Raw genomic sequence first — 20,098 nt, 5'->3', positions numbered from 1 at the left:
GGACGCTGTCCGGCGGCCCCTCCTCTCCCCTCCTGGCGCCGCCCCGGTCCGTCACTACCGGGGCAGGACCACGACGTACGCGGCGGGGTCCCGGTCGCCCGAGGCCATCAGCGCCGTGCGGACCACCGCCGCCTGCTGCTCCATCGTGTCCCTGAGCTTCTTCGGCGTGATGTGCACGACCGTGATGCCCAGCCGCTCCAGATGCTCCCGCTTGCGGACGTACTCCGACCAGAGCGCGTCCTCGTCCTGCCGCGGCGCCCGGGTGTCCAGTTCGACCGCCACCGCCTGCTCCGGCCAGTACGCGTCCAGGCCGCCCAGGTGGGGGCCGCCGGGCAGACGCAGGTCCACGTTCCACACCGGGTCGGGAAGGCCGTACTCGCGGACCATCGTGTAGAGGCGCTGCTCGGCGATCGCGCGGCCCTCCGCGAGCAGCGAGTCCACCGCGTCCACCACGTGCGGGCGGCCCAGCAGCTTGGCGTTGCTCAGCTCCCGCACCACCGCGGCCGGTTCGCAGTGGCCCCCGCGCACCGCCTCCGTCAGCAGCCGCCGTACCACCGTCGCGTCCGTGAGCCCCGCGACGGCGTCGGCGAGCGCGCGGGGCACCGGGGCCACCGGAACGCCCGTCGCGTGCTCCGCGTCCGGCAGCACGGTCGCGCGGACCACGTGGGCGCAGCCCGTGGAGCGCAGCCTGCGCAGCCGCGGGACCAGGACGTCGATGTGCTCCAGGGACGGGAGCGGGGGAGCGGACGCGATGCCGTGCAGGTTCAGGGCCGCCAGGCCGGTGATCATCACGTCCCGGTACACCGGCCGGTGCGGGTCCCCCGAGCCCGGCTGCACCGGCACCGCGGGCGGCGGTGTCGCCGTGTCGCGGCCCGCGTACGTCAGCACGGCGTGCAGCCGCTCCTCGCTGGTCGGCGGGCCCGGGTGGAGCAGGTAGACGCCGGGGAGCAGCTGCTGCCAGGGGCCCCCGGGGCGGCACTGCTCGTCCGCGTCGGCCGGTGCGACGCCCTGTGCGCGCAGCCGGCCCGTGGTCGTGACGCGGCGCTGCACCTCGGAGAGGTGGCGGACGGGGCGGGGGGACGCCGGGGGGACCTGGGGGAGGGGGGTGTTGTGGTGGTTCATGCACCGTGGATTCCGCGCCCGCGCGGCCTCCTAACCCCTGTTACACGCCCGTCGACGAACCGGGACAAGCCCGCCCTAAAGGACGGGTGTTCGGATGCCGATGAGGGGCCGAAAACCCCTGGTCCCGAACGGGGGAGCCAGGGGTTACGGGTCGGATTGCCTGAATTCCGTAACGGTGACCGTCGGCGGAATCCTTGGCCAAAGATGTCAGCCGATCGGGGCCGTCGCGTCGGCCTCCTGGGCGCGCAGCGACCGGGCCAGGTCGTCGCGTGCCTCCAGCACCAGCCGTCGCAGCGCCGGGGCCGCCGACCCGTGCGCCGCCAGCCACGCGTCCGTCGCCTCCAGCGTCGCGGGGGAGTCCTGGAGCGCCGGGAACAGACCCCTGACGATCGTCATCGCGATCTGGATCGACCGCTCGGCCCAGATCCGCTCGATCGACGCGAAGTACCGCTCGGTGTACGGCGCGAGCAGCTCCCGCTGGGAGGACTGGTCGAACCCGGCGATCGTCGCCTCCACCAGCGCGTTGGACAGCGAGTCCGACTCCAGCAGCTGGGCCCACGCCTGCGCCTTGACGGCGGCCGACGGGCGGGCCGCGAGGCAGCGGACCTGGTGCCGCTTGCCGGACGCCGTGTCGTCCCGGGCCAGTTCGGCCGCCAGGGCCTTCTCGTCGGCGAGCCCGTGCGCGACCAGCGGCTCCAGGAACACCCAGCGCAGCTCCTGGTCCACCACCAGGCCGTCGATCTGCGCGGTGCCCTCCAGCAGGCCCCGCAGCAGCTCGAAATCGGCCTCCGAGGACGCCACCGTCGCGAAGAAGCGCGCCCAGGCGAGCTGGTGCTCGCTGCCCGGCTCGGCCGCCCGCAGGTCCCGCAGCGCGACCTCGGCCGCCAGCGCCTCGCCCGCCGTGCGCCACGACCGCGGCGCGTAGTGGACCAGCGCCGAACCCGTCCAGGCGTGCAGCATCTGAAGGACGCCGATGTCGGACTCGCGGTGTGCGAACCGTGCCACCAGCTCCACGAAGCCGGACGCGGGCAGCAGCGCGTCACGGGTCAGGTTCCACAGCGCGGACCAGCACAGCGCGCGCGCCAGCGGGTCCGTCATCGAACCCAGGTGCTCACGCAGGGTGGCCAGCGAGGTCTCGTCGAAACGGATCTTGCAGTAGGTCAGGTCGTCGTCGTTGACCAGCACCAGCTCCGGCGCCTGCGCGCCCGCCAGCTCCGTGACGACCGTGCGCGGTCCGTCCACGTCCGTCTCGGCGCGCGCGTAGCGCACGAGACGGCCCTCCTCGCGGCGGTACAGGCCGATCGCGACCCGGTGCGGCCGCAGTTCCGGATACGCCTCGGGGGCCTCCTGGAGCACCGCCAGCTCGTCGATCCGGCCTTCGGGGTCCAGCAGCACCTGCGGGGTCAGCGAGTTCACGCCCGCCGTCTGGAGCCAGGAACGCGCCCAGCCGCCCATGTCCCTGCCGCTGGTCTCCCCGAGCACCGACAGCAGGTCGCCCAGGCGCGTGTTGCCGTACGCGTGCCGCTTGAAATAGCGCCGGGCGCCCTCGAGGAACGCGTCCTGGCCGACGTACGCCACCAGCTGCTTCAGCACGGAGGCGCCCTTGGCGTACGTGATGCCGTCGAAGTTCAGCTTCGCGTCCTGGAGGTCGCGGATGTCGGCGGTGATCGGGTGCGTGGAGGGCAGCTGGTCCGCGCGGTACGCCCATGCCTTGCGGCGGTTGGCGAAGGTGATCCAGGCGTTGGTGAAGCGGGTCGCGCCGACGTTGGCGAACGTACCCATGAAGTCGGCGAAGGACTCCTTCAGCCACAGGTCGTCCCACCACTCCATGGTGACCAGGTCGCCGAACCACATGTGCGCCATCTCGTGCAGGATGACGTTCGCCCGCGCCTCGTACGACGCCTGCGTCACCTTCCCGCGGAAGATGTACTCCTCGCGGAAGGTCACCAGGCCCGGGTTCTCCATGGCGCCCAGGTTGTACTCCGGCACGAACGCCTGGTCGTACTTGCCGAACGGGTACGGGTAGTCGAAGTGGTCGTGGAAGAAGTCCAGCCCCTGCTTGGTGACCAGGAAGACGTCCGCCGGGTCGAAGTGGGGCGCCAGACCCTTGCGGCACATCGCGCCGAGCGGGATCCGCAGGGTCGTGCCGTCACCCAGCTCGCGCGTGTACGTGTCCGTCACGTAGTGGTACGGACCGGCCACCACGCAGGTGATGTACGTCGAGATCGGCTTGGTCTCGGCGAAGCGCCACACCCCGTCCGTGCGCTCGCCGGCGCCGTTGCTCCACACCACCCACTCCTCGGGCGCGCGCACCTCGAAGCGGTACGGGGCCTTGAGGTCGGGCTGCTCGAAGTTCGCGAAGACCCGGCGGGAGTCGGCCGGTTCGTACTGGGTGTAGAGGTACACCTCGCCGTCCTCCGGGTCGACGAAGCGGTGCAGACCCTCACCGGTGCGCGAGTACGCGCACCGGGCGTCGACGACCAGCTCGTTCTCGGCGGCCAGGTCCTCCAGCAGGATCCGGGCGCCGTCGAAGACCTCCCCGGGGTCGAGATCGCGGCCGTTGAGCGAGACGGACGTCACACTCGGCGCGATCAGGTCCACGAAGGTCGACGCGCCGGGCTCGTTGCAGCGGAAGCGGACGGTGGTGACCGACCTGAAGGTGCGGGGCTCGTCCCCCGCCGGGTCGCCCACCGCCGACCGGATGTCGAGCGACACGTCGTACCCGTCGACGGACAGCAGGGCGGCCCGCTCCCGGGCCTCGTCGCGGGACAGGTTCTCACCGGGCACGGCGGTACTCCCTCAAAGTGTTGAGCACGGGTTTTCGGACAGCAGCGATCCTGTCACGTGCTCCTGACGCCGGGCAGCAGGGAATGAGCGGGAGGGACGCTGGTGTTCTCCGGGGAAAGCCTTATCTCTGAGGATCCCTTGAGGAGACACATGTCCGAGAAGACCCCGGTGGACTTCTGGTTCGACCCGTCGTGCCCCTGGGCCTGGATGACGTCGCGCTGGGTGCTGGAAGTGGAGAAGGTCCGCGGCATAGAGGTCCGCTGGCATCTGATGAGCCTCGCCGTCCTCAACGAGGACAGGCTGGAGGAGCTGCCCGAGGAGTACCGCGACTTCCTCGAGACGAAGGCCTGGAGGCCGGTCCGGGTGGTGGCCGCCGCCGCGCAGAAGCACGGCGCGGACGTCCTCGGCCCGCTCTACACCGCGCTCGGCACCCGCATCCACAACAACGGCGAGGGCCCCACCCCGGAGGCCATCGCCGGCGCGCTCGCCGACGCCGGTCTGCCCGCCGACCTGATCGACTACGCCGACCAGGAGGACTTCGAGTTCGACGCCGAGCTGCGCGCCTCCCACAAGGAGGGCATCGAGAAGGTCGGCCAGGACGTCGGCACGCCGGTCATCGCCGTCCCCGGCCCCGACGGCGAGCAGATCGCCTTCTTCGGCCCCGTCGTCACCCCCGCCCCCAAGGGCGAGGAGGCCGCCCGCCTGTGGGACGGCACCGTCGCGGTGGCCTCGGTCCCCGGCTTCTACGAGATCAAGCGCTCCCGCACCAAGGGTCCCGACTTCAGCAACCTGTGAGCCACCGGTGCCCCGCGAGACCGCTCGCGGGGCACCCCGCCGGGCGGTGTCAGAGGGCCGGCTGCGGGGGTGTCCGGAACTCCTCCGGCAGGTCGAAGCCGGACCTCCAGTTGAAGTAGGACTGCACCCGCACGCAGCCCTCGCGGGTGCAGCGCCGGTACTTGTGGAGGTCCGCGCGGTGGATCGGCACCCGCGTCTGCCGCAGCGCGAAGACCTTCTCGTCGCCGAGCAGCTGCCGGAAGTGCTGGTCGGTGTCCCCGCAGTTGGGGCAACGTCTCTTCGGAAGACCCATGCGGGCCACTGTCGCCCGGGCCGGGCGCCCTTGGGAAGCCCCCGCGCCCACGCCGTACCCGCACGCACGGGAGCGGCCCCGCGAGTCCTGTCCTCGCGGGGCCGCTCCTTCATTCCGCCCGCCGCCGTGAAGGGTGAGAAGACGATCACGAGGCGGGACGTACCGGGGGTGCCTCAGGGGGCGAGCAGCAGCACATCGGCGCGGGCCTTCGCGGCCCGGTGGCGCCTGGCGACGTCCTGCCAGTCCACGACGGCCCACATCGCCTCGATGAAGTCGACCTTCTGGTTCTTGTACTGGAGGTAGAAGGCGTGCTCCCAGGCGTCGAAGACGAGGATCGGCACGGAGCCCTGGCCGATGTTGCCCTGGTGGTCGTAGACCTGTTCGACGATCAGCCTGCCGCTGACCGGTTCGTGGGCGAGGACCCCCCAGCCGGACCCCTGGGTCGTCGCGGCGGCCTTGGTCAGCTGGGCCTTGAACCCGGCGAAGGAGCCGAAGGACTCGGTGATGGCCTCGGCCAGCTCGCCCACGCCGTCGGCCGCGAGGGGCTCGCCGCCGCCGTCGCCGCTCATGTTGGTCCAGTAGATGCTGTGCAGGATGTGGCCGGAGAGGTGGAAGGCCAGGTTCTTCTCCAGGCCGTTGAGGGCGGACCACTGCTCCTTGTCGCGTGCCTCGGCGAGCTGCTCCAGCGTGTCGTTGGCGCCCTTCACATAGGCCGCGTGGTGCTTGTCGTGGTGCAGCTCGATGATCTCCGGGCTGATCACGGGAGCGAGCGCGGAGTGGTCGTAGGGCAGTTCGGGCAGCGTGTAGACGGGCATGACGGGGTCCCCTCGAACCTTATTGCAAGTCACTTGCAGGTGCAGGCTAGCAACAAGAAGGGGGTCGCGGGCAACAGGACGGCCCCCACGTGTCTCCACGCGGGGGCCGTCGGTGCACGGGCGGCGAGCGGACCGGCGGGGCCCCGGAGGGCCCGGCCTCAGGCGGCCACGGAGGTGTAGTGCGCCGCGTCGCCCTCGATCGCGTAGCTCTCCTTGCCCTCGATGCCGACCGGGATGTCGCCCGCGACGGTCACCCGGTGCAGCCGGCGCGGCCGGCCGTCGTAGTTGTCGACCGCGTAGTGCTGGGTGATGCGGTTGTCGAACAGCACCAGCTGGTTCTCCGACCAGCGGTGACGCAGGATGTTCTCCGGCCGGGTGACGTACGACTGGAGCAGGTCGAGGATCTTGCGGGACTCGGCCGGCGACAGGCCCACGATGCGCTGCGCGAACCCGCCGATGAACAGGCCCCGCTCGCCGGTCAGCGGATGGACGCGGACCACCGGGTGGACCGTGCGGTACTTGATCGACGTGAACTGGGCGCGGGCCGCGGCCTGCGCCTCGTCGACCGACTCCTGCGGCACCGCGTAGTCGTAGTCGTTGGTGTGCTCGGCCCACAGGGTGTCGGCGAGCCGCCGCAGCGGCTCGGGGAGCTGCCGGTAGGCCGCCGCCGAACTGGTGATCAGGGTCTCGCCGCCGTAGGGCGGCAGGACCAGGCTGCGCAGGGTGCTGGCCTGCGGCGGATTGAGCACGAAGGTGACGTCCGTGTGCCAGTGGTTTGCGGCGCGGCCGCGCTCGCTGTCGACCGGCAGCACGTTCGGCGCGCCGTCGACGGCCGGCACGGTCGGGTGGGCGGTGGTGAGGTCGCCGAAGTGGCGGACGAAGGCCTGCTGGCCCGCGTCGTCCAGGTTCACCTCGTCGAAGACCAGGGCCTTGTGGACGTTGAGCGCCTCACGCAGGGCGGTGTAGGTCTCCTCGTCGAGGGGGCTGGCGATGTCGGCGCCCACGACCCGGGCGCCGATGTTCGCGGTGATCTTCTGGAACTCGATGCTCATGGGAAGGCCTTCCGGGTCGGGTCAGACGAGGACGGGTGCGGGAGCGGTCACGTACTGGTTGGCGGGGCGCGGGAGGCCGTACCTCTCGCGCAGCGTGGTGCGCGGGCCGTACTCGGTACGCAGCAGACCGCGGGCGCGCAGGAGCGGCACGACGTGGTCGACGAAGGCGTCGAGGCCCGAGGGCAGGACCGCGGGCATGATGTTGAAGCCGTCCGCGGCCCCCTGGGTGAACCAGCTCTCGATCGCGTCGGCGACCTGCTCGGGCGTCCCCGCGAAGGTCAGGTGCCCCCGCCCGCCGCCGAGCCGCCCGATCAGCTGCCGCACGGTGAGGCGCTCGCGCCGGGCCAGTTCCACCACCAGGGTGTAGCGGCTCCTGGCGCCCTCGATCGCGCTCTCCGGCGGGAGGTCGGCGGGCAGCCGGGCGTCCAGTTCCAGCGTGCCCGGCTCCAGCTGGAGCAGCTGCTCCAGCCGCTGCACCCCGTGCGTGTGCACGATGTGCTCCTCCAGGACCTGCTCGTGAGCGCGCGCCTCGGCCTGTGTCGAGCCGATCACCGGCACGATCCCGGGCAGCACCTTGATGTGCTCGGGATCCCGGCCGGCCTGCCGGGTGCGCGACTTGAGGTCGGCGTAGAAGGCCTGCGCGTCGGCGAGCGTCTGCTGCGCCGTGAACACCGCCTCCGCGTAACGGGCCGCGAACGTCTTGCCGTCCTCGCTGGAGCCCGCCTGCACCAGCAGCGGGTAACCCTGCGGTGAGCGCGGGACGTTGAGGGCGCCCTCGACGCTGAAGTACGTCCCCCGGTGCCGCGGCGGGTGGACCTTGGCGTCGTCGCCCCAGACACCGGACGCCTTGTCGCCGACGATCGCGTCGTCCTCCCAGCTGTCCCAGAGCTTCAGGGCCACGTCGAGGAACTCGCCGGCGCGGGCGTAGCGCTCGGCGTGCGCGGGTTCGGCGTCCAGACCGAAGTTGCGGGCGGCCTCGGCGCCGGCGGTGGTGACGATGTTCCAGCCCGCCCGGCCGCCGCTGATGATGTCGAGGGAGGCGAACTTGCGGGCCAGGTTGTAGGGCGAGTTGTACGAGGTGGAGGCGGTGGCGATGAGACCGATGTCCCGGGTGGCCGTCGCCAGCGCGGTGAGCAGGGTGAGCGGCTCCAGGGCGCCGGCCGGACGCTGGGCGATGTTCCCCCAGAGCTGCGGTCCGTCGGCGAGGAACAGGGAGTCGAAGGTGCCGCGTTCGGCGATCCTGGCCAGGTGGACGTAGTGGTCCAGCTCCACGTGGGCGTACGGGTCGCTCTCCGGGAGCCGCCAGGACGCCTCGTGGTGGCCGGTGTTCATCAGGAACGCGTTGAGGTGGAGCTGTCGTCCGTGGTCGGCCGTGGTCATTGGTGGTCCTCCGTGACGCCCAGGGCGGCGAGCAGCCGTTCGCGGTAGTCGCCGAGCAGCGGGTCCCGGTACGAGCGCGGGTGCGGGCGGTCGATGGTCAGGTCGAGGCCGATACGGCCGTGGTCGAGGACGAGGACCCGGTCGGCGAGCACGATCGCCTCGTCCACGTCGTGGGTGACGAGCAGCACGGAGGGCCGGTGGCGCTCCCACAGCTCGCGCAGCAGGGTGTGCATCTTGATCCGGGTGAGGGCGTCCAGCGCCCCGAACGGCTCGTCGGCCAGCAGGAGTTCGGGCTCACGGACCAGTGAGCGGGCCAGGGCGGCGCGCTGCGCCTCACCACCGGACAGCTCGTTGGGCCAGGCCCGCTCACGGCCCTTCAGCCCCACCTCGGCGAGTGCCTCGCGTCCCTGGTGCCCGGCCTCCTTGCCGTCCAGGCCCAGCAGGACGTTGTCCAGTACCCGGCGCCAGGGCAGCAGCCGGGAGTCCTGGAAGACCACCGACACCCGCTCGGGGGCGGTGAGCTCTCCGCTGCCGACGACCTCGTGGTCGAGGTGGGCGACCGCCCGCAGCAGGGTGGACTTGCCGGAGCCGCTGTGTCCGAGGAGCGCGACGAACTGGCCGGCGGGGATGTCCAGGTCGATGCCGTCGAGGACCGTGCGGTTCTCGAAGGACCGGGTCAGTCCGCGCAGCCGGACGGCCGTGCCACGGGTCAGCTGCTCAGTGTGCGGCGCCACGACAGCACCCTCCGTTCGACGAGACGGACCGCGGTGTCGGAGAGGAGACCGAACACGCCGTAGATGAGGAGGCCGACCAGGATGACGTCCGACTGGCCGTAGTTCGTGGCCTGGAACATCATGTAGCCGAGGCCGCTGGTGGCGTTGATCTGCTCCAGCACCACCAGGCCGAGCCAGGACCCGGTCACCCCGAGCCGGAGTCCCACGAAGAATCCGGGCAGGGCTCCGGGGATCACGATCTGCCGGATGAACCGGACCTTCGACAGGCCCTGTACCTCGGCCAGTTCGACGAACCGGGAGTCGATGCCGGCCAGCGCGGCATGCGTGTTGAGGTAGATCGGGATGTAGACGACGATCGCGATGATCGCGATCTTGAAGGTCTCGCCGATGCCCAGCCAGAGGATGAACAGCGGGATCAGGCCCAGGGTCGGGATCGCCCGGTTGAGCTGCACGGTCCCGTCGATGAGCGCCTCACCGGTGCGGGTCAGCCCCGACGCGAGCGCCAGGACCACGCCGGCGGTCAGGCCGATCGCGAACCCGTAGGCCGCGCGTTCCAGCGAGGTCAGGATGTCGGTGGTCAGCGTGCCGTCGGTCCACAGGTGGACACCGGTCCGTACGACCGTCCACGGCGCCGGGATCGCCCCGGTGTCCAGCCGCCCGGCGGCCGACGCGGCGGCCCACGCGGCGATGAGGAGCAGGGGGCCGACGAGCCGGGAGGCCGGCCACGGTGTGCCGGGCGCGAGTCCGCGCCGTCGCCGGCGCCGCACGCGGTCCCCGCCCTCACCGGCCGCGGCGGCGGGTGCCGCGGCGACGGCGGAGGTCGGGGCGACGGCGGAGGTCGGGGCGGCAGCCGTGCTCGTGGGCGTGCTTGCGCTGGTGGTCATGGTGATCAACTCCGGTACTCGGCTGCCACGGACTTGGCGGCGATGCCCTCGAAGCGGTGGTCGAAGAGCGAGGCGACGTCGAACTTCTTCACGAAGCCGCCCTCCGCGAGGAGGTCCGCGGTCTCCTGCTCCCACTTGATGGCCTCGTCCCAACTCGGCGGGAACAGCGGCTTGTTGGCGAGTGCGGTGATCGACTTGGCCTGGTCGAGGCTCAGGTTCTGCGTCTTGACGAAGAACTCCTCGTTCCAGACGTCCGGGTTCTCGTAGCTCCACACCAGGCCCTGCGCCCACTGCGGGACGAACGCGGCGACGGCGGCCGCCTTCGCCCCGTCGTTCAGCACGGACGTCGGCGCCCACAGCAGACTGAGCAGGTCGACGACGTCGGTGGTGATGACACGGGCGCCCTTGGAGCCGTACTGCTTGAGATAGGCGGGCGACTGGGTGTTGCCGAGCGGGGCGATGTCCACCTGGCCCGACTGGAGGGCGGTGAGGAACTGGTTGCTGGTCAGCGGCACCAGCCGCACGTCGTCGTACTTCAGGCCGGCCTTCTTCAGCGCCCGCAGCAGGACGACGCCCTGGGCCTGTCCCTGGGAGAAGGCCAGCTTCTTCCCGCGGAAGTCGTCGACGGTACGGATGTCGCTGCCCGGCTTGGTGGCGAAGACGTAGTTCGGCCGGCGCGTGATGTTGATCGCGACGATCTTCGCGTCGAAGCCCTGGTAATGCGCCTGGATCGGCGGGATGCCCGCGTTGTTGGCGAGGTCGAGGGACTTCGCGCGGAACGCGTTGATGACATCGGGACCGGCCCCGATGTTCAGCCAGTTCGACACCTTGAAGGGCAGCTCGGGCAGGTTCGCCAGCTTGAGCTGCAACTCCTGCTGGCCCTGGAAGGAGGCGATCTTCAGACTGGTGCCGGCGGGCACCTTGGCGGCGAGCGGGGCCGTGGACGCGCCCTCCCCGCCGGTGGCGGCGCTGCTCTCGGCGCAACCGCTGAGCCCGGCGACACCGGCGGCGGCGCCCAGCAGAGAGGTGAGGAAGAGACGCCGGTCGACACCGGACGTACGGGAAACAGGCACGGGAGAACCCCCAGCGGGAAACGGAGAAAAGGCAGACGGGAAGGACGGACCGAGGCAGGGAAGACACGCAGGGACGGCGCCGACGGGACGCCGGGCTCCGGCGGTATTTCGTCACACGAATGTCACACGGAGAATGTGTGCGGGGTACCGCGGAAGCCGTGGATATCCGCAGGGAATCCGTGACGAATTCCTACGGAGAAAGGCGGGAGAAGGGCGCGCTCCCGGCGCGCCGGGGCGTCAGCAACAGAAGGTGCGACAGCTCATGAGATAGATGTTCCTGTCCACGTGCGGGGCCTGTCAACATTCGGAGTTTCTGAATTAACTCCCCTCAGGTCGACTCAGGTCGCTTCAGGCGGCGCGCCCGCCGGGTGAGGCCAGCGGGTCCCGGTAGAGGACGTCCAGCGCCACCGCACCGCCCGCCATGGCCAGCACGCAGTCGCGGAAACTGCTCGGGGAGACGGCCGCGGAACGCTCCGCGCCCACCTCTTCCCGCAGCGCCGCCAGGCAGTCCGCCCGGTACAGCACCCCCACCTCGGTGACGACGACCCGCTCCGGATTGAGCACGTCGAGCAGCAGCCCGACGGCCCGGCCCGTCATGCGCGCCCGCTCCCGCAGGAGTCCCGCGGCCACCGGGTCACCGGCGTCCGCGGCGGCGACCACGTGCATCGGGTTCACCCCGTCGATCACCCCGGCCCGCCGGGCCCTGCGGCACAGCGTCCGCTCGCTCAGCTCCACCTGGAGGCAGCCGATCCGGCCGCAGTCGCACGGCTCGGTGCCGCCGGCCAGCGGCAGATGCGCGATGGCGCCCGCTTGTGAACGGGGCCCGTGATGCACCTCGTCATGGGTGGCGAAGGCCGCGTCGACCACGTTGCCGACGAACAGGTGCAGCACGCTGAGGCTGCCGCGCGCCCCGCCGAACAGCCGTTCCGCGTTGACCAGCGCCCGCGCGTGCCCGTCCACCTGGACCGGCAGCCCGGTGCGCGCGCCGACCGTGTCCCGCACCGGCACGTCCCGCCAGCCGAGCAGCGGATGCTCGACGACGGTCCCGGAGTCCCGGTCGACCCAGCCGCCCGCCGCCACCCCGACCCCGAGGGCCCGGCAGCCGGCCGCCTCGTCCAGCAGCGCGCCGAGCCCGTCGCAGGCCCGCGCGAGCACCTCGGCCGGTTCCAGGCCGCGGTGCTTCAGCTCCCGCCGCGCCACCACCCGGCCGCGCAGGTCGAGCAGCGAGACGGTGGTGTACGGCACCGCCACGTGGACCCCGCCCACCAGGAACCGTGAGTCGTCCAGGTCCACGGGGACGTGCGGCCTGCCGACCCCGTTGCTTCGCCGGGGTACGGCGGCCTCCCGGATCAGCCCGAGCCCGGTGAGCCGGGCGCAGTGGTCGGTGACCGAGGCCGGGGACAGCCCGGTCAGCCGGGCGATGGTGGAACGCGCGACAGGGCCGTGCTCCAGCACGGAACGCAGGATCACACTGGCGCTGGTGCGCCGCCGGTCGCTGTCCGCGACGCGGGTGACGGGAGAGAGCGGGGCGGGGGGAGCCGCGGTACGGGGCATGGGGAACTTCCTCGGAAGTCGGGAGCCGGTCCGACACTGCGCCGTCTGTGGAGCGTGACGCGCCGGATGATCGGCTCCGCCCGCCTCACACCGGAGGGCGACAGGCGGCCGCGCTCACGCGTCGCAGGTCGACATGGCGACGCGACGAGAAGTTCAGGGCCTGGGCAACCATGGCTCGAAGCTAGCAAAGGGGAACAGCCCTGCCCAGATGGCGACCGAACGGCGAGACGGCGGCCGGCCCGTTGGCGGATCCCTACAGAGGCGCCCCGGCCCGTCCGCGTATCCCGGACCACGTCATCTCCGTGACCGGGGTCACCCCGCATCGTGTGTAAGCGGCATCCTTTGTCAGGAGCCCACCAACCGCACGTCCGGCCGTTTGTCGCTCGCTGACGGTGATCACCCCGACCCGCCTGGGATAGCGTCGCCGTGTCCCGTCCGTCCCCGTCCCGCGGAGTCCCCATGAGCACCGCCGCAGTCGCCCCCGCACGTACCGGAAAGGTCCTCGCCGACCTCCTCCCCTCCTCCCGCGTCCGGGACGTCGCGCTCGTGCTCGGCGGCGCCGCGCTCACCGGCCTCGCGGCCCAGATCGCGGTCCCGGTCCCCGGCAGCCCCGTCCCGGTCACCGGCCAGACCTTCGCCGCGCTGCTCGTCGGCACCACCCTCGGCGCCCGGCGCGGGGTCTCCTCCCTCGCCCTCTACGCGCTGGCCGGTCTCGCCGGTGTGCCGTGGTTCGCGGGCGGCGCCTCCGGCCTGTCCGTCTCCTTCGGCTACGTGCTCGGCATGATCCTGGCGACGGCCGCCGTCGGCGCCCTGGCCCGTCGCGGCGCCGACCGCTCCGTGCCGCGCATGGCGGCCACGATGCTGCTGGGCGAGGCGGTCATCTACCTCGTCGGCGTCCCGTACCTGGCCTACGCCGCCGACATGTCGGCCTCCGCCGCCGTCGCGGCGGGCCTGACCCCGTTCCTGATCGGCGACGCCGTCAAGGCGGCCCTCGCCATGGGCCTGCTCCCCACGGCCTGGAAGCTCGTCAAGGAGTAGGGACCAAGGGGCACGGGAGCCGCGAACACCCGCCGCCCCGGTCCGCACCCCGCCCCGACGCCCGACGCGCCGCTTCCCCCCACGACCCTCCTCAGGGCGCAGGGGGAGGCGGCGCGCGGTCGTCTGCGCCTCGGCCCGTCCGCCGGCGGTCAGCCCGGACGGTGTTGCGGGCGGCGGCGGGACCACCACAGGCCCGCCGCGCCCACCGCGAGCAGGGAGGCTCCGGCGGCTCCGAGCGGGAGCACGTCCCGTCCGACGCCGGTCTTCGGCAGTTCGTCGCCACCGGGCGCCGCGGGCGCGTTGTCGGTGCCGAGGAGCAGCGGGGTGGCGGGCGCGTTCGGTGACGGGTTCGTCGTACCGAACGGCACCGGGCCCTGCTGCCAGTACGTCTTCTTGCCGTCGGCCGTCTGGACGGGCAGACAGATCTTCCCCGTCCGGCTCAGGTCGAACGTCGCGTCGACGGCCCAGGACTTCGACGCCCCGGCCGCGAGATGGTCGACGGGGCAGGAGAAAGCGCTGTTGGAACCTTTCGGGAGATCCTTCTTCGCGAGGGCGTCACAGCCCTGCACTCCGTTGACCGTGAGGCCGTCGAAGCCCACGACCAGGAGCCTGATCCGGCCGCTCTGCGCGGTCCCTTCGTTCTTCACCGTGGCGGTGATCGCGGTCCTGCCGGAACCGTTGTCGACCGATATCCGCTCCGGCAGTGTCGTCGTCGTCCTCACACCCGCCGGCGCCTGGTCGACGGGCTTTCCTCCTTTGCCGCTCCCGGGTCCCTGGTCGTCCGCCCCGGCGGGGACGGAAAGGATCAACACCGCCGAGAAAGATGCCGCGACCAGCGATCCGGCCACGGCCGTCGCATGACGAGAACTCATGTTCGCCCCCCTTGGCTGCGCCTGAATTCGCAGTACTTGAAGAGGTACCACAAGATTTCTCCGCACTATGCTGGTACAGCACTAAGTGTGACTATTGTGTTTCTGGGGCCGGGTATCGGAGGGGGTGCAGCGGATTGCCGGGAAATGCGGGAGATCAGGGAAGTCGGGGAAATCAGGGGGATCGGGGAGGGCAGATAGATCGGGGGAATGCGGGAAATTCGGGAAGTCCGGGTGGCGCGGGGAACGCGGGAGCCGCCGGGAACCGGGGGAGCGGCGGTTTCCCCGGGTTGCTGGTGACGGGGCGCTACCGGTTGGTCGAGAGCATCGGCCAGGGCGGCATGGGACGGGTGTGGCGGGCCACCGACGAGGTGCTGGACCGGCAGGTCGCGGTGAAGGAGATGCGCATCGACGGCCTCGACCCGGAGGACACCCGCACCCGCCGGGAACGCACCCTGCGCGAGGCCAGGGCCACCGCCCGGATCGACCATCCCCACGTGGTGCGGGTCTACGACGTCGTGGACGAGGGCGAACTCCTCTGGATCGTCATGGAGTTGGTGGTGGGGCGCTCGCTGGAGCGGCTGCTGGCGGAGGAAGGGCCGCTCGGGCCGCGCGAGACCGCCCGCATCGGCCTGGGCCTGGTCACCGCACTGCGCCAGGTGCACGCGGGAGGTGTGCTGCACCGCGACATCAAACCGGGCAACGTCCTGGTGGAAGGCCCGCCCGGTCAGGGCACGCGCGGCGCGGCGACGGGCGCCCGCAGGGTCGTCCTCACCGACTTCGGCATCGCCGCGATCCAGGACACGAAGGCGCTGACCATGGTCGGCATGCTGGTCGGCTCGCCCGACTACATGGCCCCCGAGCGCATCTCGGGGCGCCCGCAGGGCCCGCCCTCGGACCTGTGGTCCCTGGGCGCGACGCTCTGCGCCGCCCTCGGCGGTCGCTCCCCCTTCTCCCGGGACACCACCCTGGCGACCCTGCACGCGGTCCTCTACGAGGAACCCCGACTCCCGCCCCGGGCTGGCCCGTTGAACGACATCCTCGCCGCCCTCCTGGAGAAGGAGCCCGCGGCCCGTCCCACCCTCACGGACCTGGAGTCCGCCCTCGCCCCCCTCGCCTTCCCGCCTCCCGCGCCGACCCCGGCGGTGCCCGGGCAGACGGGAACGGGCGACGCGGGAGCGCCGGGCGCGGAAGGCGGCGCACCCGCCGACCGCGCCGGGGCACCCCACGCCCACACCCCCGTCGGCCCTGCGCAGGCCGGGACCGGGGCCGCCGGGACGGCCGCAGGGACCGGGGCGGCCTCGGAGCTGCGTTCGGAGTCGGGCTCGGAGCCCCCGTCCGAGGGCCCGCCGGCGGATCCGCGCGTCCGCCCCGGAATCTCCCTCGCCCGTCCGCGGCAGGCGACGGAGCCCCGCCCGGCCCCGGAGCCCCGCCCGGCCCCGGAGCCCCGCCCGGCCCCGGAGCCCCGCCCGGCCCCGGAGCCCCGCCCGGCCCCGGAGCCCCGCCCGGCCCCGGAGCCCCGCCCGGCCCCGGAGCCCCGCCCGGCCCCGGAGCCCCGCCCGGCCCCGGAGCCCCGCCCGGCCCCGGGGACCCGCCCCGCCCCGGATACCTCCGGGGCACCGGAGCCGCACCCCGCCCGGGAGCCGCACCCCGCCCGGGAGCCGTACGGCGTCCCGGAGGCGGACGGTGCGGCCCCCGTGCCGAGCCCGGACGCGCCGACGCGTCGCGTCAGGGGGCGGCCCGGCGGTGAGCCGCCCGGTCCGGCCGTCGCGGCCCGCTCCGCCACGGTCCGCTCCGGCGGGGGCGGGCCCGGCGGGGACGGGGAGGCGACGGGGGGCGGCGGCGGACGTCGTCCGGGGCGCGGCGGGGGACCGGCGCGCCGCCGTACCGGCGCGGTCGTCGCCGTCGGTGTCCTCGTGGTGGGTACAGTCCTCGCGATCGTGCTGGCGTCACCGCCCGGCTCGCACGACGGCGACGACCGGTCGGGCGGCGCCTCGCCCGAGCCGTCCGTGCTCACCACCGCGAACCCCGGCTCCGGCTCCGGTTCCGGCCCGGTCGACCCGGCGTCACCGACCGTCGAGGGGACGTTCCGCCCGCCGAGCCTGCCCCCGGGCGCCCACCAGGAGGCGGGCGGGTACGCGTGGGCGACTCCCGCGGGCTGGCGGCGGGACGTGAAGACGGGCGCGGAGGTGCACTACACGTCACCCGACGGCACCCAGGAACTCGTCGCCAGGTCCTCCCTGGCGCGGGGCGACCTGATGGACACCTGGCGGACCTCTGAGGAGAACGCCCGGCAGGGCAGGGACTACACCAAGATCCGTCTGGCGGAGACGACGTTCCGGGGCCGGCCGGCGGTGGTCTGGGAGTACACCTTCACCCTGCGGGGCACGCCCTGGCACGCCCGTCTCCTGGGCTTCGACGAGGACGGCAAGTCGTACCAGGTCAACACCTGGTACCGGCCGGGGACCGAAGCGCAGGCCCTGAGGACGTACGAGAAGGTCAAGGACAGCTTCACGGTGATGTGAGCGGCAAAAGCGGCGAGGGGCCCGCCGCGGCGGACCCCTCGCGCACTCGCGCCGGCCGCCGCTCGCACGCGCGAGCCGGCCGGCGCGGGACTACTCGGCCTCGACCCGGGACGTGGCCGGGACCTCGGAGGCGGCCCTGGCCCTGGCCCTGGTCCGGCCCTCCTTCACGAAGGCGACGGCGACCACGAGGGCGGCCACGAGCAGCGACAGCAGCACGGTCGTGCGGCCACTGCTCTCGCCCTCGGTGTCGGTCAGCATGTACCCGAGCACGAAGACGATCAGCGCGGCCGTCGCCCAGGTCAGGTAGGGGTACAGCCACATCTTCACGACGAGCTTCTCCGGCGCCTCGGCCTGGATGATCTTCCGCATCCGCAGCTGCGAGAAGCAGATCACGAGCCAGACGAACAGGGCGACGGCACCGCTGGAGTTGACGAGGAAGAGGAAGACGGAGTCCGGGAACTTGTAGTTGAAGAAGACGGCGACGAACCCGAACAGCACCGAGGCGACGATCGCCGCGAGCGGAACACCCCGACGCGTCGTGCGGGCGAACATCTTCGGCGCGTCCCCGCGCTGACCGAGCGAGAAGGCCATGCGGGAGGCGGTGTAGAGCCCGGAGTTGAGACAGGACAGCACCGACGTCAGCACGATGAAGTTCATGATCTGACCGGCGTGCGCGATCCCGAGGGAGTTCAGCGCGGCGACGTAGGAGCCCTGCTCCTTGATGGACGGGTCGTTCCACGGCAGCAGCGTGACGACGACGAGGATCGAGCCGAGGTAGAAGACGCCGATCCGCCAGATGATGCTGTTGGTGGACTTGGTGACCGCCCGCTGCGGGTCCTCGGACTCGCCGGCCGCCAGGGTCGCGATCTCGCTGCCCATGAAGGAGAAGACGACGAGCAGCACGCCGGTGAGGATGGCGCCCGGCCCGTTGGGCAGGAAGCCGCCGTGGTCGGTGAGGTTGCCGAGCCCGGCCTTGTCGCTGTCGCTGCCGGGCAGCACGCCGAAGACGGCCAGTCCGCCGACGACGATGAAGGCGCCGATCGCGACGACCTTGATCCCGGCGAACCAGAACTCGAACTCGCCGTAGGAGCCGACGGACACGAGGTTGGTGGCGGTCAGCACCACCATCACCAGGAGCGCCCACCCCCACTGCGGTACGGCGGGGATCCACCCTTCGAGGATCTTGGCGCCGGCGGTGGCCTCCACCGCGAGCACGACGACCCAGAAGAACCAGTACAGCCAGCCGATGGAGAACCCGGCCCAGCGGCCGAGCGCCCGGTCGGCGTGCGCGGAGAAGGAGCCCGAGGTCGGGTTGGCCGCGGACATCTCGCCCAGCATCCGCATCACCAGCACCACGAGCGTGCCGACGAGGGCGTAGGAGAGCAGGATGCCCGGTCCGGCGGTGGCGATGCCGGAGCTGGAACCGACGAACAGTCCGGCGCCGATGACACCGCCGATGGCGATCATCGACAGGTGCCGGTTCTTGAGCCCTGCGTGGAGCCCGGTCCCGGGCCCGGCCCCGGGCTCTTCGGAACCTCCGGGGCCGCCGTCGGCCTTGGTGAGGGTCGGCTGCGAAGTCATGAGGGTGTTTTCCTTTGCGCCGCGTGAGGGGAATCAAGTGGATCGTGCGTGGGGGGCGTACGAGCCGGTCCAGTGAATCCGAGGTGAATGAATTCGGGAACCTTCGATTCCAGATTGTTATTTGAGGTTTTCCTGAGGTTCTGTAGGATTACTCACAGTTTTCGGACGCGGCACCCGGCGCTGCTACCCCACGGCGCCCATGTCACACTCGACGCATGCGCGTGTATCTCGGCTCGGACCATGCCGGCTTCGAACTCAAGAACCACCTCGTGGAGCAGCTCAGGGCGGCGGGTCACGACCCGGTCGACTGCGGGCCCCACATCTACGACGCCCAGGACGACTACCCGCCCTTCTGCCTGCGCGCCGCGGAGCGCACGGCGGCGGACCCCGGCTCCCTCGGCGTCGTGATCGGCGGCTCCGGCAACGGCGAGCAGATCGCGGCGAACAAGGTGAAGGGCGTCCGTGCCGCCCTGGCCTGGAGCGAGGAGACCGCGTCCCTCGGCCGCCAGCACAACAACGCCAACGTCGTCGCCGTCGGCTCCCGCATGCACTCCCAGGACGAGGCGACGAAGTTCGTCGAGACGTTCCTCGCCACCCCGTTCTCCGAGGACGAGCGTCACATCCGCCGCATCGACATGCTCTCCGCGTACGAGACGACGGGCACCCTCCCCGAGATCCCGGCCCACCACCCCCAGCAGTAGCGACCCGCCCGGGGCGCGGCCCCGGACGGCCTCGGCGCTCACCCGGTCCTGCCGGGTGAGCGGCGCGAGGACGAGGAGACACCGGTGCCGGAAGGCCACACCATCCACCGGCTGGCGCAGGACTACGCCCGCTTCACCCGCCGACCCCTGGCGGTGAGCAGCCCGCAGGGCAGGTTCACCCCCTCCGCCGAGCTCCTCGCCGGCGCCTCGCTCACCCGCACCGAGGCCCACGGCAAACACCTCTTCCTCGGGTTCGCCGGCGGGCGCTGGATCCACATCCACCTGGGCCTCTTCGGCAAGGTCACCTTCGGTCCGGCCCCCGCGCCACCGCCCACCGACACGGTCCGCCTCCGCCTCGCCGGTCCCACCGGCTACGTGGACCTGCGGGGCCCCACCACCTGCGCCCTGATCACGGACGACGAGAAGCGGGCGATACACGGCCGCCTCGGCCCCGACCCGCTGCGCGCCGACGCCGACCCCGCGGCCGCCTACGCCCGCATCGCGCGCAGCCGGACGACGATCGCCGCCCTCCTCATGGACCAGAAGGTCATCGCGGGCGTCGGCAACGTCTACCGGGCCGAGGTCCTCTTCCGCCACGGCATCGACCCCTACCGGGCGGGCAGGGACATCACCCCGACCGAGTGGGACGCGATCTGGACCGACCTCGTCGCCCTCATGCGCGACGGCGTCCGCGACAACCGCATCGACACGGTCCGCCCGCAGCACACCCCGCAGGCCATGGGCCGGCCGCCCCGCGTCGACGACCACGGCGGCGAGGTGTACGTCTACCGCCGTACGCACCAGCCCTGCCACCTCTGCGGCGACACCGTCCGCACCGCCGACCTCGCCGCCCGCAACCTCTTCTGGTGCCCGACCTGCCAGCGGAAGTGACCCGC

18 protein-coding genes are annotated in these 20,098 nt (G+C 72.1%); 5 read left to right on the top strand and 13 right to left on the bottom strand.

Going from position 1 to position 20,098, the window contains the following annotated elements; genetic code table 11:
- Positions 1–54: 54 nt before the first annotated feature.
- Entirely contained in the window at positions 55–1,122 is a 1,068-nt protein-coding gene (locus Saso_RS12940; RefSeq protein WP_189917776.1) for a hypothetical protein, read from the bottom strand.
- A gap of 207 nt (positions 1,123–1,329) precedes the next feature.
- Entirely contained in the window at positions 1,330–3,909 is a 2,580-nt protein-coding gene (gene pepN / locus Saso_RS12935; protein WP_189917774.1) for an aminopeptidase N, read from the bottom strand.
- A gap of 150 nt (positions 3,910–4,059) precedes the next feature.
- Between pepN and Saso_RS12930 the strand changes: the two genes are divergently transcribed.
- Positions 4,060–4,704 carry a mycothiol-dependent nitroreductase Rv2466c family protein gene (locus tag Saso_RS12930; protein ID WP_189917772.1) on the top strand — a complete coding sequence of 215 codons (645 nt, stop codon included), beginning with the start codon at positions 4,060–4,062 and terminating at the stop codon, positions 4,702–4,704.
- Between the two features lie 49 nt (positions 4,705–4,753).
- Here the strand turns inward: Saso_RS12930 and Saso_RS12925 are convergent, their stop codons facing one another.
- From Saso_RS12925 to Saso_RS39055, 9 genes are all read right to left on the bottom strand, one after another.
- A complete protein-coding gene (locus tag Saso_RS12925) occupies positions 4,754–4,996 on the bottom strand; it encodes a hypothetical protein (protein WP_189917770.1) in 243 nt (80 codons plus the stop codon).
- Between the two features lie 173 nt (positions 4,997–5,169).
- A complete protein-coding gene (locus Saso_RS12920) occupies positions 5,170–5,811 on the bottom strand; it encodes a superoxide dismutase (protein ID WP_189917768.1) in 642 nt (213 codons plus the stop codon).
- A gap of 158 nt (positions 5,812–5,969) precedes the next feature.
- Positions 5,970–6,863 (bottom strand): TauD/TfdA dioxygenase family protein, encoded by an 894-nt coding sequence (locus Saso_RS12915; protein ID WP_189917766.1) that lies wholly within the window; start codon positions 6,861–6,863, stop codon positions 5,970–5,972.
- Between the two features lie 21 nt (positions 6,864–6,884).
- Positions 6,885–8,243 (bottom strand): LLM class flavin-dependent oxidoreductase, encoded by a 1,359-nt coding sequence (locus tag Saso_RS12910; protein WP_189917764.1) that lies wholly within the window; start codon positions 8,241–8,243, stop codon positions 6,885–6,887.
- Entirely contained in the window at positions 8,240–8,977 is a 738-nt protein-coding gene (locus tag Saso_RS12905; RefSeq protein WP_189917763.1) for an ABC transporter ATP-binding protein, read from the bottom strand. Before Saso_RS12905 ends, Saso_RS12910 begins: the two co-directional genes overlap by 4 nt.
- On the bottom strand, positions 8,953–9,861 hold the full coding sequence (locus Saso_RS12900) for an ABC transporter permease (RefSeq protein ID WP_189917761.1): 909 nt from the start codon (positions 9,859–9,861) through the stop codon (positions 8,953–8,955). Before Saso_RS12900 ends, Saso_RS12905 begins: the two co-directional genes overlap by 25 nt.
- A 5-nt stretch (positions 9,862–9,866) precedes the next feature.
- Positions 9,867–10,934, bottom strand: a complete 1,068-nt coding sequence (locus Saso_RS12895; RefSeq protein WP_189917759.1) for an ABC transporter substrate-binding protein — start codon at positions 10,932–10,934, stop codon at positions 9,867–9,869.
- A gap of 348 nt (positions 10,935–11,282) precedes the next feature.
- Entirely contained in the window at positions 11,283–12,488 is a 1,206-nt protein-coding gene (locus tag Saso_RS12890; protein WP_189917757.1) for an ROK family transcriptional regulator, read from the bottom strand.
- Between the two features lie 85 nt (positions 12,489–12,573).
- Positions 12,574–12,660, bottom strand: a complete 87-nt coding sequence (locus tag Saso_RS39055; RefSeq protein WP_351008479.1) for a putative leader peptide — start codon at positions 12,658–12,660, stop codon at positions 12,574–12,576.
- A gap of 287 nt (positions 12,661–12,947) precedes the next feature.
- Between Saso_RS39055 and Saso_RS12885 the strand changes: the two genes are divergently transcribed.
- On the top strand, positions 12,948–13,526 hold the full coding sequence (locus Saso_RS12885) for a biotin transporter BioY (protein WP_189917756.1): 579 nt from the start codon (positions 12,948–12,950) through the stop codon (positions 13,524–13,526).
- A 149-nt stretch (positions 13,527–13,675) separates the two neighbouring features.
- Here the strand turns inward: Saso_RS12885 and Saso_RS12880 are convergent, their stop codons facing one another.
- Positions 13,676–14,398, bottom strand: coding sequence for an LPXTG cell wall anchor domain-containing protein (locus Saso_RS12880; protein WP_189917755.1), 723 nt, complete (start codon positions 14,396–14,398; stop codon positions 13,676–13,678).
- 311 nt (positions 14,399–14,709) lie between these two features.
- Here Saso_RS12880 and Saso_RS12875 point away from each other — a divergent pair, with 311 nt between their 5' ends.
- Positions 14,710–16,920, top strand: coding sequence for a protein kinase domain-containing protein (locus Saso_RS12875; RefSeq protein WP_413790179.1), 2,211 nt, complete (start codon positions 14,710–14,712; stop codon positions 16,918–16,920).
- A gap of 90 nt (positions 16,921–17,010) precedes the next feature.
- Here Saso_RS12875 and Saso_RS12870 read toward each other — a convergent pair whose 3' ends face one another.
- Positions 17,011–18,501: an amino acid permease gene (locus tag Saso_RS12870; RefSeq protein ID WP_189917754.1), complete on the bottom strand. Its 1,491-nt coding sequence runs from the start codon at positions 18,499–18,501 to the stop codon at positions 17,011–17,013.
- Between the two features lie 215 nt (positions 18,502–18,716).
- Between Saso_RS12870 and Saso_RS12865 the strand changes: the two genes are divergently transcribed.
- Positions 18,717–19,202 (top strand): ribose-5-phosphate isomerase, encoded by a 486-nt coding sequence (locus tag Saso_RS12865; protein WP_189917753.1) that lies wholly within the window; start codon positions 18,717–18,719, stop codon positions 19,200–19,202.
- A gap of 84 nt (positions 19,203–19,286) precedes the next feature.
- Entirely contained in the window at positions 19,287–20,093 is an 807-nt protein-coding gene (locus Saso_RS12860; protein WP_189917752.1) for an Fpg/Nei family DNA glycosylase, read from the top strand.
- Positions 20,094–20,098 lie beyond the last annotated feature (5 nt).

This window comes from Streptomyces asoensis (genome assembly GCF_016860545.1).
Taxonomy (GTDB): Bacteria; Actinomycetota; Actinomycetes; order Streptomycetales; family Streptomycetaceae; genus Streptomyces; species Streptomyces asoensis.
The sequence above is the reverse complement of the archived record's forward strand: the minus strand, read 5'-3'. Positions and strand labels throughout refer to the sequence as shown.

Excerpts from the sequence above, each read along its gene's own strand:
- Saso_RS12865 (WP_189917753.1), top strand. The coding sequence starts at position 18,717 with ATGCGCGTGTATCTCGGCTCGGACCATGCCGGCTTCGAACTCAAGAAC.
- Saso_RS12940 (WP_189917776.1), bottom strand. The coding sequence starts at position 1,122 with ATGAACCACCACAACACCCCCCTCCCCCAGGTCCCCCCGGCGTCCCCC.
- Saso_RS12910 (WP_189917764.1), bottom strand. The coding sequence starts at position 8,243 with ATGACCACGGCCGACCACGGACGACAGCTCCACCTCAACGCGTTCCTG.
- Saso_RS12920 (WP_189917768.1), bottom strand. The coding sequence starts at position 5,811 with ATGCCCGTCTACACGCTGCCCGAACTGCCCTACGACCACTCCGCGCTC.
- Saso_RS12900 (WP_189917761.1), bottom strand. The coding sequence starts at position 9,861 with ATGACCACCAGCGCAAGCACGCCCACGAGCACGGCTGCCGCCCCGACC.
- Saso_RS12925 (WP_189917770.1), bottom strand. The coding sequence starts at position 4,996 with ATGGGTCTTCCGAAGAGACGTTGCCCCAACTGCGGGGACACCGACCAG.
- Saso_RS12915 (WP_189917766.1), bottom strand. The coding sequence starts at position 6,863 with ATGAGCATCGAGTTCCAGAAGATCACCGCGAACATCGGCGCCCGGGTC.
- Saso_RS12930 (WP_189917772.1), top strand. The coding sequence starts at position 4,060 with ATGTCCGAGAAGACCCCGGTGGACTTCTGGTTCGACCCGTCGTGCCCC.
- Saso_RS39055 (WP_351008479.1), bottom strand. The coding sequence starts at position 12,660 with ATGGTTGCCCAGGCCCTGAACTTCTCGTCGCGTCGCCATGTCGACCTG.
- Saso_RS12885 (WP_189917756.1), top strand. The coding sequence starts at position 12,948 with ATGAGCACCGCCGCAGTCGCCCCCGCACGTACCGGAAAGGTCCTCGCC.
- Saso_RS12880 (WP_189917755.1), bottom strand. The coding sequence starts at position 14,398 with ATGAGTTCTCGTCATGCGACGGCCGTGGCCGGATCGCTGGTCGCGGCA.
- Saso_RS12870 (WP_189917754.1), bottom strand. The coding sequence starts at position 18,501 with ATGACTTCGCAGCCGACCCTCACCAAGGCCGACGGCGGCCCCGGAGGT.
- Saso_RS12890 (WP_189917757.1), bottom strand. The coding sequence starts at position 12,488 with ATGCCCCGTACCGCGGCTCCCCCCGCCCCGCTCTCTCCCGTCACCCGC.